Below are 16679 nucleotides of genomic sequence, written 5' to 3'. Positions count from 1 at the left end.
TGGAAAAAGACAGCACTTAGGCAGAGGTATCCGATGCGTGACGATGGCGGCAGGTGATCGCCGGAACCGGATTCGTTGCGTTCAAAATGACAGGGCGGGCTAGCCAAGGCGCGTAACACCGCACCTTGATGTCGAAAGGCTTCAAAGCCGGAATTCCTCGCTTCGACCTAAAGCCCATTCTTCCCGTCTATCCATCCCATCCTGTTCCTTGCTGTCTCCTCGGTCCCCCCTCAGAGCGGCAATCATTATTTATCTTTGGTCAGGAAGCCTTTGGGTAATTCTGCTTTCGGCTCCAACTTGAAGGCGGTCACATTAGGCGTTATGCGCGTGGGCGTGGTAATCACGAGCGGTGATTCGCCGGGACCTTTAAATGTCAGTTCAATTAAGAAGGCCGTGTGACCCGTCTCGGGTTTCTCAACGGTCGCCGACCAGCTGCCGTCGTCGTTGGCTTCCAAAACAGTTGCCTGCCATTCAGGCGCGTCCTTGTCCAAGCGGAAATCCCATTTCTCGGGATTGGTCGCCTGCCACAGCTTCACGGCCGTAGGCTGCGTATCCGCAGTAATGCGTACAGTCTGCTCGTCCGGGAAAGTCCAGCTGTACTGAGGCAGCGCTTTCCCTTCAACTACGGATTGGTAAAAGGCGATGACCGTGCCCGCCGGATCCGCCTTGTCCATACCATGACCGGCGTTGGGGGCATATCGAATATATTTGGGCTCTTTCAGGTCGTCCCAATAAAACTGCCATGAGTCGTTGAGGAAAAATTGGTCGCAGGCGCCGTTCATCAGCAGCTTGGGAATGGTCAGCCTGTCACGGTAGCAGTAGGGATCGTTGATCTTGAGCATGGCTTCCCATTCGGGCGTGCCCAGCCAATCCATGATGCCCGCCTTCACATAGTCATTAATCGCGGGCGCCCATAATCCGTAGACCTCATAATGATGCACAAAGGAGGGGGTGAGATTGAGCAGGTCGATGACGATAGGCACACAGGCGATGACGCGCTTGTCCACAGCAGCGGTGGTCCATGTGGTCCAGCCCCGTTTCGATGCGCCGGTCACGACAAAGCTGTCGACTTCTACAGCGCCGCCTTCGTCGGAGGCACAGAATTCTTGGATGGCGTCCATGGCGCGTACAACACTCTTGGTCATGGGCAGACGCGTAATCCATTCAGGATCGCCGCTCTCCATATACTGCGCCCAGTTGAGCGCAATGATGGCATCTTCGGAACGGCGCTTGCCGTCTTCGGCAAAAACGAGCGGTTGATTGGGCACCTGATGAATGGTTGCCGCTACCGTGTTGGTTTCTCTGACGAAACGGCGCAGGTTCGCATCAGCGCCCCGGGGCATGGATCTGCCGTTGCTGCCGCCGCCGATGAGGAGGAGAGCGGATTTGTGGGCGGGCTTATCGGGCACAATAATCTCAAGCCAATGTTCCCATTCGGTGCGGTCCACTTTGTCGGGGGTCAGCCAGGTTTGCGAGATGAGGTGGAGCACGTAGCCTGTCCAGCCCTTGCCTTCATGGGTCTCCTTCAGTTCAAAGCGGTAGGCAGGATCGGGCGCTGCCACATAGGCATCGAGGGGCGTATACTGCTCTTCGGTGACGCGCATATTATTCGTGCCGGCGACAAGCGGCATGGAGATCAACAAAAGGGCAAGGCTTAAAAGAATAGGGATAAAGCGCAGGGATCGATACATCATGATTTCTCCTTATATATGAATGATGTGGGGTTGCACGGGGCGGCAGTGGATGCCGCGCGTAAAAAAAGGAAATCCCGGGAGCGGGTTACTCCCGGGATTAGGACTATAGGTAGAGACAAAGAGGTTTCAAAGACTTATATTTATTCTGCGGCATCGTCACTCTGTGCGGCAGGCACATCGGCTACGTCAGGCACATTCGCGGGGGGCCGTTGGACAGCTTGCGTTTTCGGGGTGATACCACGTAAGCGCGGCTGATACAGATTAAAGGGAATCTTCACTTCGGGGCTGTTAGGCAGATTGGTTTTCAAAGTTACAAACTGATCTTCAAGCGCATCGGTTTTCGGCATGTTGGACAGGCGCAGACGATAGGCGTTGGGGCCTGCCTCAATGAGTTCAGATTGGATATCGTCGAGGGGAACAATCACTTCTTCAATCTTGAATTCAGCACTCCGTCCACCGGTGATGCTGAGGGTCTGCTGTTCCACTTCCGTTGGATCTTCGCTGATGCGTATGTTCACGACAGGCGGCGCGATCTGCAGCGCGCCGACGACTTGGAGGCTAACGGGCAGCCACAACACGGCGCGTTCGGCGGAGTCGGTGCGGATCACGAAGCGGCCGTTATGATTGCCTTCGGGCAGGTTGGCATCGGTCTTCATGCTCAATTCCCATTTGCGTCCGGGTTCCACTTCTTTGATCTCGTGGGTGATGAAATCGATGCCGTCAAGCTCGACAGAAATCACTTTGAAGGTAATTTCAGGTTTGTTGGATTGGATGATCACGGTCTTTTCCCGCGGGTTATCTTCTTCGATACGGCCTAATTGAACCGCCATGGGATGAATGGAAATGGATGCGACGGCTTCGCCGGTGATGCGCAGCTGCAAGGTCGGCGTTTCGGGATCGTTGGAAGTAACGGTGATCGCTTTGGTCTGTTGACCTTGGCGGCCTCTCAGATTCAAGGCGGCTTGCAGCGCCACTTCTTCGCCGGGCTCAATATTCTTTTTCGGGAGGTCAGTGGTCGTGCAGCCGCAGGATGCGCGCACATTTTCAATGTTCAATACAGCGGAACCGGCGTTGCGCAAAATGAACTCACAATTGATGGTCTCTGAATTGTCGGATTGACCAAAATTGTATTCGGGACGATCCACGACAATTTTCGGTTTGCCGTCGGCGACAGGCTCAGCCGCCGCTTCGGGTTCGGCTGCAGGTGCAGCTTCAGCAGGCGCAGCTTCAGCAGGCGCAGCTTCAGCAGGCGCAGCAGCGGCAGGTGCGGACCCTTCTTCAGCAGGAGCCGCTTCGGCAGCGGCAGGTGCGGGCGCTTCTTCGGCAGGCGCGGCTTCCGGAGCCGGTGCGGCAGCTTTCTCAGTAGGCGCAGGTTGATCGGCGGCGGGCGTCGGTGTCTTAGCTGATTGTCCGCAGCCTACGGCTACCAGTACACAGACCAGCAGGGTCATTACTAGATAAAACTTTTTCATGGAACACCCTTTCTATGGCATTTCTTAGTTCATGGAATCGGGGGCTTGCAAGAACGATCCGTATGGATGCAAAACCTTGAATTAAAACAACAGGACTCGTTATTTATTCCTTTTGATTAGGCATTATACAAAAATAAAAATAAAGACATCAACGCTTTTTTCTGACATCGCCTGTGAGACAGACGACCCACAGCGCAGGTGAGTTTAATCTGCTGCAGCCGCAAAGCGACTGATACACACACGGAAGGGGCGCAACAGGCACAGTTCAACCCACCCATGCTGCTATTGATAACGTATTCCAATGAGATTTTTGGGACAAGATATAAAAAATTTATTTATAGAGATGTACAGCAAGGCGGTCTTGCTCCAATTGTTTCGCCGCTTTTTCCATCTCTTGTGCCTTTGCAAGGCAGCGGGCAGCATACTCGGCTTGCTCCTCTTTCTCGGCATAAGCGGCGAGACGTTCCATGGCGGTCTTGTACATATAGCGATGCTGGGGCGTGATGGGGCTGAGGGCAAGGGCAAAGTCGTATTCTGCCACAATCTTACGGGCAGTCTCCTCCACATCTGCATGATCCTCCTGTTCCATGTGCCAGAGCCACGCATTGGCGCGGAAACAGCGAAGATCAGCGTTGGTCGGATTGCGCTGCACGTAGATGTCCGACCAATTCATAAACGCATCTGTCCATTCATCCCAATGATCCGCATATCGCGGTCCGCCTGTGGTGCTGACGTAGAGTTCGTACCATCGTGCAATATAGAGGGCTAGCAAGGGTGAATAGGGAAAGCGTCGATCCTGTTCTTCCAATTCCTTCACCCAGCGCATGCAGGCATCTAGAGCTCTGTTTCGTATCATCCAAGGGCGCACAACGGTCATCAGCGCGTTGGCAGGTATCTCCTCCTGCGGCTCCAGCTTTACAAAGCGGCCCACCTGATTGGGGTCGGGCCGATAAAATAAACAGCCTTCTTTGAACTGCTCCACATCGGGGAGTACCGCAAGGGCATTCGCCAAGGGGATGCGCGGCAGTTCCACATTCTTCTCGCCGTGCTTCAGTTTCATTCCGTAGCCGGCGACTTGGTGGAAGAAAAAGAGGGATGATTCCATGCGCCGGGACAGATCATTGTCGGCGGAAATATTAATCAGCCGGAGGCGGTTGAGGGTCACTTGTTGGAGATAGAGGGATAGGCTGGCTAGGAGTGACGCGGCGATGGCGGCACCTGTGATGAGGGCGCTAAGCCAAAAGACCGCGCCGCGTCGGGGCGCATCCTGAGCCGGGTCGTAGCTCTCCTCTTCGGTGTCCGTCTGCTGCGCAGGGCGCGTCTGCGCCGCTATGCCTAAAAACAAACCTGCCCAAACCATGCCGAACATGGCCAAGGAAGGGTGGCTGAAATTGATGTCTACAAAACTGTGGAGCGCGAAGGCGACGAGTCCGGTGTAGATACCTAAGAGCAGGCATTTTTGGTGTCTTTCCTCTTCTCGGAGGATGCGCAGCGCGCCGCTGATGAGTATCCACAGCCAAAAAATGAGGAAGCAGAGTCCGCCCACGAAGCCCGTTTCGGCAAAGGCTTGCAGGAATCCGTTGTGCCCTTCACGGACGTCGCCGGCACCGATGTATTGGTAACGGGGATAGGCAATGGAAAAATTACCGAGGCCTATGCCCGTGAGCAAATGGTGGCGGGCAATGGATAAGGTGACCCGCCAATAGCCCAAGCGCAGCTTGAAGGAGGCGGGGTCGGCAAGATCGCCCATGGACAGGGTGATGCCTTCTTCGCGCACTTGTGAGCCCCGAGGGGCGGTGCTTCTCGGCGCAGCTTTCGTCGGTGCAGCTTTCATCGGCGCCCCTTGCGTTTGGGCAGCAGATGCAGGCGCCGTTGGCTGTGCCCATGAATCTCGGGCGGTGAAGAGATCCGCCGCAGCGAGACTAATGAGGATAAGGGCGCTGAGTAAAAGGATAAGAAGTACAGCTTTTTTTGGGCGCAGCGTGATACCCAAGCGGAATGCGATGGGCGCGCCGAGAAAATAGAGCAAAGCCGCCCAGACCATGGCGAGGATAAAGGCGGCAAGGGCTCCTCGGGAATAGGTGATCCATAAGGTGTACAGGAGCATAAGCGCGAGGATAGGAACGACGAAAGTGCGGAGTATAATCCACGTGTTGACGATGCCGCGGCGCAAGAGCAGATAAAGGATCAACGCACCGCCGGAGACGCTGCCCGCTAAGGCAAGGCTGTGGAGGGGAACGGCGTTAAAATACCAAGGCCGCGCCAAAGAAGTATCTCGGTATTCGATGGGGAAATAGACAACGAACTGAATGAAGAGGAAGAGCGCAAAGCCCGCCGTTAGGGCAAGGGCGATGGCGATATTCCGTTCGCGGCGGCCGCCCTCGTCGGGCAGGAGCAACGCCTTTTGCTGAAGCCGTTCCTTGAAACGCCGGAGATAGGGCAGACTCATGATGAGAAGGAAAGGTGTGCCCAACAAAAGGTAGGCAGCCAATGCGTTGGGGAAAAGCATGGAGCCGAAGGCGCGGTTCACCATGAAACGGCGTGCCATTTCCGCAGAAATCACGTCTGTTTTGAAATATTGGCGCAAAATGGCGGGATCCTGTACCAAGCGCCGCAAGTGGGGCAGCAGAAATTCAAAATGGAGGATGGCAAAGAGCGCCTGCATGGACAAGGCGACTAGGAAAATGGTGAGCAGGAAACGGGAGGCGTGTTTGTCCATGCACAGATTGATACAGAGCAAAAAGAGGAGCCCGTAGGCAAGCCACAGCCAGAGTTGTTGGTAGGTGTTGAAGGGCTGCAAAGATGCGGGCGTCGTGATGAGCACCCAATTCAAGAAGACAGCAAATAAGAGGGCGGGCACGGGCAGATAGAGCCGATCTTTTTTCTTGAATACGCGGAGCAGCCATTGTCCCCAGAGCAAATAAATACACCAGGTGAAATACATGTTGTCGAGGAAATAGGTGTATCCGTCGAGCCAGGAACGGCCGAGAAGCAACAGGGCAACGCCTAAGACGGGATGCACCGCGCCGAGGAGCGCCACCGATCCCATACCCCAGAGGACGGTGGCGATGTCGGTGTTGGAACGGTTGACGATGTGGGGATCGGCAGAGCCCAGAAGCTTGGCTAAGAGAAGCTTGACAGCGGTGAGCCCGTCCAATGCAGCGGCGCCAAAGAGCATGGCTGCCAAGACGAGGGATGCGCCGACCATGAAAAAGAGCAGCCGCCGCGATCCGAACAGGTCGATCCACCGTTGAGGCTCTTCGAGGGATCTATCCTCGGCGATGGGTTCGGGAATTGCCGTGCCCGGGACAGGGCGGGTTTTGCGCGATGTCCGGGTTTGTTTTTTTGCCATGCCTTACTTGGCTCCATTATTTTTGTTGGCGTTCATCAGTAAGACGATCATCAGAAATATGCCGGCTGCCTGAGCGAGGGCGATGACTGTACCTGGGCCGTCCAGCTTGGGCAGCAGCGCGCCGTTGAGCCCGACCAATGCCGCGACCATGAAAATGAAATAGACCGCCATGGATGGGCGCATTCCCACCTCTACGAGACGATGGGAAAAATGTCGCTTGTCTCCCAGCATAATGGAATCTCCGTTGCGCCAGCGAATGTAGATGACACTAAGTGTATCAAACAGAGGTACGCTGAGCGCCATGAGAGGCGCAACAATGGAAACACGGGGACTGACTCCTTCGAGATGGAAGGTGCCGAGGATAGCGACGGTGGCGAGGAAATAGCCGCTGAACATGGCTCCGGAATCGCCCATAAATATGCGGGCAGGCGGTAAATTAAAGAAAAGGAAACCGCCCATGGCTCCGGCAAAAATGACGAGGAGCAGGCGGATGATAAAATGAATGTTGTAGGGCTGTACGCAGAGGAAGAAGGTGGCAGCGGCAATGATGGACACGCCGCCGCAGAGCCCATCCATATTGTCGAGGAGGTTCATGCTGTTCATGATCAATACAAGCCAAAAGACGGTGATGACGGAGGAACTGAAGGCGTCTTCGAAGATAAAAGCGCGGATGCGCAGATTAAAAGAGACGAGAATCAGGGCGATGCCGATCTGACCGGCGAGCTTCATCCACGGCGTGAGCACGCGCAAATCATCGACGATGCCCAAGAGAAAGATAAGGGTACCGGCGATGAAAATGGCAGAGAGTTTCATGCCGCCGTCTTCACCCAAGACACTGAAGAGATTCTCGTCCAGCCATTCGGGGCCGAAGGGCCGCAAAACAAAGAGCAAGAGCAGATGGACAATGATGACGCCGTGGAAGGTGAGGAAAATTGCGACGCCGCCCAATAGAGGGATGGGCTCACGGTGACTTTTCCTGCCCACGGGATGGTCGAGGATACGCAGCCGAAGAGACACGCGTCTCATGACCGCAGTGAGGATCACGGACGCGAGAAAGGATAAGGCCAATAAATAGGCAAACAGCAGATAATGACATGGAAGCATGGATAATAAGCCCTTGGTTATTCCTTTCGTTTCATGGGTCCCTCAAGCGCTGCGTGCAGCGAGTACCTCCTCATAAATTTCAAATTCCTGACGTGCCAGTTTTTCCGCGCTGAACTGTGTCTGTACCCGTTCCCGGGCGTAGGCGCCCATGGCAGCACGGCGGGGCGCATCACGAAGCAGCGTGTTGAGAGCATCCGCTAAGGCGTCGGCATCTTTGGGCGCTACGTTCAAGCCCGTCTTGCCGTCTTCGTTCACAAAGGTGACGCCCGTATCCAAGCGTGTGGCGACGACGGGACGAGCGCAGGCGTGCGCCTCCAACATCGATAAACCGAAGGCTTCGCTCCGTTCGCTGGACGGGAAAGCGGCAACGGCGCAGCCGTGCAGGTGTGCGACGAGCGCATCATGACAGAGATAGCCGGGAAAAAAGATCTTGACACCACACTCGACGGCAAGAGCGATAAGCGATTCCCGTTCGGGACCGTCGCCTGCGATGACGACGGGAGCATCTATCTTTTTCGCAGCACGCACAAGCCACTGCAGCCCTTTGTAATAGCGATGGACGCCGCAGAAAAAGACGTAGGGCGCGCCGTATTGCTGTTGAAGGGCGGCGGCAGCGGCGGGATCTTCCAGGACGTAATCTTCCGCAACGATGCCCAGCGGTACGACACGGCATTTCTCGGAAAAGTGCTGCAAGAGTGATGAGCTCGCTACGTATTGGGGCGAAGTGGCGAGAATGAGATCCGCTTTGGAAAGGAAACGGCGCTGGAAGGGCGCGTAAAAACGCAGGGCGGCCGCTTGGCGAACCACGTCGCTTTGGTAGCGCACGATTAGGGCGCCGCGCGGACGGCCAAGGAGCCAACCCAGCTCGGCGGTGGGGTTGGGACAATGGACAACCATGAGATCGGCATCGCTGCGGCGCATCGCCCACGGGAAGGCAGGCGAGAAAGGCGCACTTTGAAAACGGCCCCATTCACCGACGGCGGTGACGGTGACGCCTTCATGATCGTGTCGCGTTGTTTTCAGGCGGCGGGAACATACCAATGCCTCTACGGAAGCCCACTGCTTTTGATAACGACACAATAAGGCGATGTGGCGCTCCATTCCTCCGTGCACCGGGGGGCAGAAGTCCTTGTAAACGTGCACAATTTTCACAGGCTTATCCAGTGTCAGCCATTGTACCAATGGGAGGGCGCCCACAGCAATGGGCCCGCCGCAGCGGCATTATACAATGACCATGACCGCTTCCGGCAAGCCCATCATTCGACGACATGGCGTCTTAAAACATCATTTCGTAGTGATATACGCCTTCACGCAAATTGGTGGTAATACTTAATCCTGAGTGATTGAACAAACGCTGCATCGCCTTGTTTTCGTCGAGTACTTCTGCCGTAAACCCTGCGATACCATGGCTCTTGGCAATCTTGCATAGATGCTTGAAGAGGAAAGAACCGATACGCCGGTTTTGATATTTATCGGCAACGACGAAGGCGACTTCGGCGCGGTTTGTCCGTGAATCGAGATAATAACCGCCTAAGGCGACGATTAGATCACCGTTCGCTTCGGGTAGGGTCGCTACAAAGGACACTTCCGTGCGGTGGTCAATGTAAATGAACTGTTTTACCTGCTTGGGGGGAACCCATTTCATACGGGACATGAAGCGCGTATAAATGGATTGCTGCGACAAGGAGTGAAAGAGATCGCGCATGTGCGGTTCATCGGTGGGATGGATGGGCCGCACGGTGAGCTGCGTGCCGTCGTGCATGAGCATGGTGGTACGCATTTCTTTGGGACCCACAGCGATCTTTTTGCTGTACTCAGACATCTCAGCGCGCACATAATGCAGCGCGATAGCGTCTTTGAGCAGCTTTTCGCGGTAATCGGGATGGGCAATGCTTATCAGCGCGAGCGCCCGTTCCTGGATGCTCTTGCCGTGCAGATAGGCGGCACCGTGTTCCGTGACCACATAATGCACGTCGCCGCGGGTGGTGACAACACCGGCGCCGGGCGTGAGAGAGCTGACAATACGCGATTTGCCTTCGGCAGTGGTGCTGTATAGGGCAATAATGGCTTTTCCGTCTTCGGAGCCTGCCGCGCCGCGGATGAAATCTACCTGTCCGCCGATGCCGGAATAGAACTGGTTGCCAATGGAATCGGCACAGACCTGTCCGGTCAAGTCAACTTCGATCGCCACATTAACGGCGACCATCTTATTCTGACGGGAAATAGTGAAGGGATCGTTCACATATTCGGTGGGGTTAAAAGAGAAGAGCGGATTGTTGTCCACATAGTCATAGAGTTTTTGGGAACCCATGACAAAACTCGCCACGACCTTGCCTCGATCCAAGGATTTTTTCTTTCCAGTGACCACACCCGAATCGATTAATTCAATAATGGAATCGGTGAGCATCTCACTGTGGATACCCAAGTCTTTTTTGTCTTTGAGGAAAGGCGCAACTGCTTGAGGAACTCTGCCGATACCAAGCTGCACCGTGGAGCCGTCTTCAATCAAACCTGCCAAGGTCTCGCCGATTTCACGGGTACCGGGGCGCGGCGCGGGCGTCTCGTTTTCGAGGATGGGCGTGTCTACAGGCACGAGATAGTCAATGTCGTAGACGTGGATCATGGAGTTGCCGAGGGTACGCGGCATTTGCGGGTTCACTTGGGCAATGACGAGACCGGCATTTTCTGCGGCGCTCTTCACGATGTCCACCGACACACCCAAACTGCACATGCCGTTCTCATCGGGCGGCGTTACGTGGATCAACGCCACGTCAAGGGTCAGCCGCCCAGATTTGAAGAGGCGGGGAATGTCGGACAGGAAAATAGGCGTATAAGAGCCAAAGCCTTCCTGAATGATTTCACGGACATTATGGGAAATAAAAAAGCTGTTGACGGGAAAGCAACTGGACAGCTCCTTGGTCGCATAGGGCGCATCGCCGCGGGTAAGCAATTGAACGATTTCAATATCAGTCAATTCCTTAGAGCGGGCAACCAATGCCTTGATTAACTCAAGGGGCGTGGCACAACCTGTACCGAGAAACACACGTTCGCCCGGAACAATGCGGGCAACGGCCTGGGACGCCGTTACCACCATCTCCGAATACTCTTCTTGCCAGTTGGGATTGTAACTAAGTTTTTTTTCTGACATCTCGTTATACTCCGGAAAGAATCATGCGGGCATCGGCGACAACGGGTTCTGTGCCTACTTCTCCGACGATAAAGGGGTTGATATCCATTTCTTCGATTTGGGGGAAATCTGTCACTAATTGGCTGATGCGCTGCAAGGCACCGGCGATGGCGTCCAAGTCGACGCCGGCTTGCCCGCGTGCGCCGCGCAGCAAGGCGTAGGAGCGCGTGCTCGCGAGCATCTGCATGGCTTCTTCATGGGTCAGTGGCGCGAGATAAAAGCTCACGTCTTTCATGACTTCCACGAAAATGCCGCCGAGACCGAACATGAGCATAGGTCCAAATTGAGGATCGCGGTGCATGCCCAAAATAACTTCACGGCCCGGTTTGCTCATCTGTTCCACATAGACGCCGCGCAAGGGCGCATCAGGAACTGCACGGCCAATACGAAGCACCATCAGATCGAAGGCATCCCGTACTTCCGACGCCTTGGAAAGGTTCAACTTCACACCGCCCATATCAGATTTATGCAAAATGTCGGGGGACACGATTTTCATGGCGACGGGATAGCCGATGCGGTCGGCAATGAACACCGCTTCGTCGCTGTTACGCGCCAGCTGACCCGGCAACACGTTGAAGTCATAGGCGAGCAAAATTTCTTTGGCTTCCACTTCGCCCATTTCTGTACGCCGTGAGCGGGCTTGACGTACCAAAACACGTTCTACTCGGTGACGGTTGACGGGGAAACGGGTGACAACACGCGGCGGACGGTGGAGCCATGCCGCATATTCGACCATATCCTTCAGCGCGTTTACCGCACGTTCGGGAGAAGGATATTCGGGCACGTTGGCGTCCACAAATAATTTGCGTGCGCTCACCACTTGTGAGCCGCCCATGAAGCACGTCAACACAGGCTTTATGCCGTCTGCTTCAGCGATAATCGCCTCAGCTGCCGCATCCGGATTGGACATGGCTTGAGGCGTCATAATAACAATAATACCGTTGACCTTGGGATCCTTCAGAACCTCTTTGAGCGCCATGGCATAGCGCGTGGAATCAGCATCACCCAACACGTCAATGGGGTTGGCGACGCTTGCCGCTGCAGGGAGCTGCGCTTTAATAGACTCAGCGATTTCCGCTGTGATAGGGCTGATGTTCATCTCCAAGTTTTCGATGGCGTCTGCCGCCATGATACCGGGACCGCCGGCGTTGGTAATGACAGCGACACGATCACCCTTGGGCAGGGGCTGCATGGCAAAGGCGGTGGCAGAATCGAAGAGCGCCTCGAAATTGTCGGCGCGAATGATGCCGGCCCGTTTGAATGCCGCGCCATAGGCGATATCTGCACCTGCGAGGCTGCCCGTGTGGGAAGATGCCGCTTTCCCACCGGCTTCGGTGGTGCCCGCCTTCAAGATCACGACGGGTTTCTTCGCACAAACTTCTTCAGCGACACGGATAAATTCAGGGCCCTGATCAATACTTTCAAGATAGGCGACAATGACTTTGGTCTGTTCGTCGTCGGCAAGGGCTTGCAGTAAATCAGTTTCGGAAACATCCGCCTTGTTGCCGATGCTGAGCAATTTAGCGAGACCGATGCCACGGCCTTCCGCCCAGTCAAGGATGGCGGTGCAAAGAGCGCCCGATTGAGAAATAACGGAGATGCCGCCGAGTTTGGGCATTTGAGCGGCAAAGGAGGCGTTCATTTTATTTTCGGTATTGATCAAGCCCAAGCAGTTGGGCCCGAGAATACGGATATTATGCTTGCGCGCGAAGGCCGCCATTTCCTTTTCTTTTTCCGCCCCTTCCTTGCCCACTTCTTTAAAGCCGGCCGTGATCACGGTGCAGGCTTTCGCCCGAACCGCCGCCGCGCTTTCCAAGGCGGACATGACCGCCTTGGCAGGAACCACGATCACACAATGATCGACATCTTGGTTCGCTTCGCGCACATCGGCATAACAGGGCAGTCCCATAATCTCATCCACAGTGGGATTGACGGGAATAATTTTGCCCTCGTAACCGGCAGAAACTAAATTGGAAAGGATGGCATAGCCTACTTTTCCGGGACTACGAGACGCGCCAATAACAGCTATTGACTTGGGGTACAATAATCCTTCAAGCATTGTTGAAAAACCCTTTGCTTTGACGTTGCGACAAATCCTCTTGATAACGCTCCCAAATCTGTTGGGATGCAGACAGAAGCAAGACCGGAGTGGTCATGAGGGGATAGGATGCTTGCACATCCTAATACTACGATACCATGTTAAGCCCTTTAATTTCCAGTCATTGCATTATTCGAATATTACAGCATATCATTTTAAGGCAGAGAGCCGAGGTTTAAACACTGCACGACGCGACTGCGCCAAGTGCGAATCACCATGGCCGGCAAGCCTTTAAAGACGAATGGGCAGCCCGCCGGTTTACAGCACAAAGCGCTGCAGCGTCGTTTTTTCAGCGCCGTGTCCTAAAGACTTTAAGGGCGGCGGCGACACGGCACACAAGGAGCTTTCCCCAAGGCGCCGCAAAAATTACGCGTCTCGATCGCAGGGCTTAGGAACCCACCTGAATGGCAGGCACGATGGGCGGAATATCATTATCAAATTCGATACGGAGCCCTGCCTCCATGGCGCATTCCATCACGGCATTGATCGTATCGACGGGCGCGCTGGGATGCTTGCGGATGACGACGGTAACACGCTGTTTATCTTTCGCATCGAAAAAGCGTTCTTTGAGTTCCTCGACCGTTACGATTTCGCCGTCCGAGAACAAAGCGCCGCTTTGCCCGATGGATACACCAATTTCATCTTTGTTGTCATTAACCGATGTTTTTAAGCGATCCAAAGGCTTTTTCTGCATGCGGCGGCGCGCATCGGAAAGCTCTTGATCGACATGGGCAATTTGCGCTGATTCGGGCATGGTGCTTTCATCGACAATGGTCGTGGTGATGAAAATAAGGAGTGCCGCATTTTTCGAGGAACGCTTGGGATTATTAAAGAGTTTTCCTACAAGCGGTATATCGCCGAGGATAGGCGTTCTGGACGTAGAATGACCGGCGCGGTCACGACGTAATCCGCCGAGCACAATCGTATCGCCGGAATTGACGCGCACTTGCGTATCCGCCTGGCGAATAGTCTTTTCCGGAACCGAACGGGTCAGGTCGTCGACCACCACATTCTTGTCCGTATAGGTACTGTCTTCTGCGCTGATATCCAAGAGGATATTGTCATCCGCAGTAATCCTGGGCAATACGGAAAGGATGGTGCCCACATCGATAAACTCAACGCGGCTGTTACCCGAATTATAACGTCGGTAGTTATCATCGTTCACGTTTGAACCGGCATAGCCGCCGTAATAGCCGCCATAACCGTAGCCCGTAGAGGATACATAGGGCACCTTGGTCGCATTTTCAAAGACCGCCTCTTCCCCATCCTGTACCGTTACACGGGGCGAAGAGAGTACAGTCGCTTTTTCTTGGCGGTCTAGATAGTCCAAGGTCACCGCAATGTTCCGCCCCATATAGCGATCGATGACGGTCTGACCGTTGATGTCTTTGAGCAAGGGCCGGGTAATGGCGCCCGATTCGTTCAATTGTAATGCGCCATAACGCGGCACTGCATAGGGCACACCGCCGCCGCCGGCGATTTGACCGGAGCCCGACGCTTCAGCAACACCGGTCGAACCGCTGCCGTCGTGGATGGCAAAGGGTGAGCCGCCCACATTGGAGAAGGCAGACCAGTTTACATTGAAGGCACGCTCCACATCGGTGCTCACTTCCACGATGTGCGCCTCGATCAGCACCTGGCGCCGCTTGATATCCCACTCTTGGATGAGTTTATCAATTTCATCAAGACGCGAGGGTAAGCCGCTGACGGTGAGCTGATGCACTTCGTCCTGAACAATGATCTGACCCATTTCGCCGGGAATATAGGCTTCGATTTGGTCGGCGATAAAATCGAGGTCCGCGTACTTGACGATCCACGTACGCGTGTCCAGCTGACGATCCAGGGTTTCGATAACTTTCGTGATATTTTCAAGGCGTGTGGGCAGATCCGTAACCATGACGGTGTTAAACCTCGGATCCACCTGAATCATGCCCCGTTCAGTCAACAGCGATTCGATGCTGTCTACCACATCTTCCGCACTGACATGGACAATTTCAAATGTTTTCGATTCTACAGGCTGATCCAAGCGGGCGACTGCCTCGCGCATCTGGTCGAGAATGGCGGGCGAATCCCAAACAAAGATTTGACCGGTACGCACGTCGGAAAGTACGCTGCCGCTGCCCGATAAAAAGGTGCTGAGCATGGCTTCAATATCAGCGACTTCGGCATACTTAATGGTGAATTCCGTTTTCTTGAGGGGTACATCCATATCCTTGATAAGCCGTGTCATCTCTTCAATATTGTCTTCTGTGTCCCAAACATAAATATTGTTGGTTCGCGGATCGGTGATGATTTTTCCCGACGAAGACGACAAGGTATTGACCAACGATTCCATATAACCAATATCGGCATTGGTAATGTGAAACTCGTGGGGCTTCACTTTGCCAAACTGTTCTATAAGATATTCGTCACGGGTCATGACCTGCAGAAACTGATTTTCTTCGTCATATTCATAGTAAACCTTGTTGAATTTCAACACTTCCAAGGCCTGCTTCGGCGACACATCATAAATCCAAAACCGCAGTTCAATGCCCTGTAATTGGGGAGAGACTAAAATATTCCAGTTCGTGGCAAGGTTAATGGCCGTGAGAAATTCATCAAGGGGCATGGGCCCTTCTAGGGTAAGCTTTTCCCCATCTTCAGGCACCGGTTTGTAGCCGGGCTCACGCTTTAAGATCGGTTCAAATCCACCGGCACCGCTACTGGATATGGCGCTGACCCCGCCTCTGCTGTAGGCTCCACCGCCGCCGCCCAAAGAAGGAGCGCCCGAGGCTCCTACCGCACTGCCGCCGCCGCCGTGGGCACTGCCGCCTACGACACGAGGACCGCCGCCGGAATCTCTGGGTGTGGGCGGTTCTTTGCCCGGGCCGCCGTCAGCCGCCGCCCGTTGTGCCGCACTGCCGCCTGCTGTTGACGGTGTGGACACGCCGCTTGAACCCGTTCGGGTGCCGCCCGCTGTGGTTCCGCCTGTGGTGCCTGTGGTGCCTGTGCCTGTAGCGCCGCCTGTTGTTGTGCCTGTGCTCGCGCCGCGTCGTGACGAAGTACCCGATGATTGAGAACGGTCAATGCGTCTGGAAGAGCTGCCGTCATCACCATCCCAAGGAATGCCCGACGAAGGGGACGGCCGCACCCGAGGACTGGAGGTCGAGGGCGTATCTTGCGGCGAAGTGGGCGTTTGCCCTTGCGCCACGGCCGAAATGGCAGCAACACATGAAAATATGGATAGCAATATAACGGTTATTGGCCGCGTTAAAAACACAGTCATGTCTTGCCTTTCGCTTCGACTTAAAAATAAATAGATACTCAAAGATTCCGTGTCCGCCCCTTACCCAAACTTTAGCGGCACAGATTGCTGTGTCCATTAGTATACAATAAAAATCCGTGATAAAACAGAAGATGCCGCGCTGTTTATTGGCGCGTCATGGTGTAGGAAATATTTTCCTTTTTTTCAGTCCAATACAAATTAAAGGTCACCTCCGTATTGCTGATATCTTTTATTTCAACTCCATTGATCGAGTCGCCCACACCTTTGAACTCGCCCCGAGGCGCCGTGGGCGTGATGAACTTTACTTTATCCCCCACTTTCTGGCGCGTGGCCTTGACATTGCTCAACATTTGCGCCACATCAGGCCGTTGGGGCGGAGGAGGCGGAGGAGGAGGAGGAGGAGGAGGCGGCGGAATCAATTCGGTCCACACCGACTTTTTGCCGAGGATGCTGTTGTTCCACTCATCGAACTGCCATTCAAAGGCATCTTCCTGCTCTTCCATAGGT

9 protein-coding genes are annotated in these 16679 nt (G+C 54.5%); all 9 read right to left on the bottom strand.

From position 1 onward, the window contains the following. Window positions 1-245 precede the first annotated feature (245 nt). Window positions 246-1694 (bottom strand): PhoPQ-activated pathogenicity, encoded by a 1449-nt coding sequence (locus GX117_00125; protein ID NLO31750.1) that lies wholly within the window; start codon window positions 1692-1694, stop codon window positions 246-248. A gap of 140 nt (window positions 1695-1834) precedes the next feature. After that, on the bottom strand, window positions 1835-3166 hold the full coding sequence (locus GX117_00120) for a DUF1573 domain-containing protein (protein ID NLO31749.1): 1332 nt from the start codon (window positions 3164-3166) through the stop codon (window positions 1835-1837). 331 nt (window positions 3167-3497) lie between these two features. Then, on the bottom strand, window positions 3498-6518 hold the full coding sequence (locus tag GX117_00115) for an O-antigen ligase family protein (GenBank protein NLO31748.1): 3021 nt from the start codon (window positions 6516-6518) through the stop codon (window positions 3498-3500). Between the two features lie 3 nt (window positions 6519-6521). Beyond that, window positions 6522-7622: an undecaprenyl/decaprenyl-phosphate alpha-N-acetylglucosaminyl 1-phosphate transferase gene (locus GX117_00110; GenBank protein NLO31747.1), complete on the bottom strand. Its 1101-nt coding sequence runs from the start codon at window positions 7620-7622 to the stop codon at window positions 6522-6524. A 42-nt stretch (window positions 7623-7664) separates the two neighbouring features. After that, a complete protein-coding gene (locus GX117_00105; GenBank protein NLO31746.1) occupies window positions 7665-8723 on the bottom strand; it encodes a glycosyltransferase in 1059 nt (352 codons plus the stop codon). Window positions 8724-8898: 175 nt separating this feature from the next. Then, complete coding sequence (locus GX117_00100) at window positions 8899-10770, bottom strand: GNAT family N-acetyltransferase (GenBank protein ID NLO31745.1); 1872 nt, start codon at window positions 10768-10770, stop codon at window positions 8899-8901. Between the two features lie 4 nt (window positions 10771-10774). Beyond that, on the bottom strand, window positions 10775-12868 hold the full coding sequence (locus tag GX117_00095; GenBank protein NLO31744.1) for a CoA-binding protein: 2094 nt from the start codon (window positions 12866-12868) through the stop codon (window positions 10775-10777). Window positions 12869-13295: 427 nt separating this feature from the next. Next, window positions 13296-16172 (bottom strand): hypothetical protein, encoded by a 2877-nt coding sequence (locus tag GX117_00090; GenBank protein ID NLO31743.1) that lies wholly within the window; start codon window positions 16170-16172, stop codon window positions 13296-13298. A 143-nt stretch (window positions 16173-16315) separates the two neighbouring features. Further along, the coding region (locus GX117_00085; protein ID NLO31742.1) for a hypothetical protein at window positions 16316-16679 on the bottom strand (364 nt) is incomplete at its 5' end.

Source organism: Candidatus Hydrogenedentota bacterium, from assembly GCA_012523015.1.
GTDB lineage: Bacteria > Hydrogenedentota > Hydrogenedentia > Hydrogenedentales > CAITNO01 > JAAYBJ01.
This window is presented reverse-complemented; position numbering and strand designations above follow the sequence as displayed.

Excerpts from the sequence above, each read along its gene's own strand:
- GX117_00105 (NLO31746.1), bottom strand. The coding sequence starts at position 8,723 with ATGGAGCGCCACATCGCCTTATTGTGTCGTTATCAAAAGCAGTGGGCT.
- GX117_00125 (NLO31750.1), bottom strand. The coding sequence starts at position 1,694 with ATGATGTATCGATCCCTGCGCTTTATCCCTATTCTTTTAAGCCTTGCC.
- GX117_00120 (NLO31749.1), bottom strand. The coding sequence starts at position 3,166 with ATGAAAAAGTTTTATCTAGTAATGACCCTGCTGGTCTGTGTACTGGTA.
- GX117_00095 (NLO31744.1), bottom strand. The coding sequence starts at position 12,868 with ATGCTTGAAGGATTATTGTACCCCAAGTCAATAGCTGTTATTGGCGCG.
- GX117_00110 (NLO31747.1), bottom strand. The coding sequence starts at position 7,622 with ATGCTTCCATGTCATTATCTGCTGTTTGCCTATTTATTGGCCTTATCC.
- GX117_00115 (NLO31748.1), bottom strand. The coding sequence starts at position 6,518 with ATGGCAAAAAAACAAACCCGGACATCGCGCAAAACCCGCCCTGTCCCG.
- GX117_00100 (NLO31745.1), bottom strand. The coding sequence starts at position 10,770 with ATGTCAGAAAAAAAACTTAGTTACAATCCCAACTGGCAAGAAGAGTAT.
- GX117_00090 (NLO31743.1), bottom strand. The coding sequence starts at position 16,172 with ATGACTGTGTTTTTAACGCGGCCAATAACCGTTATATTGCTATCCATA.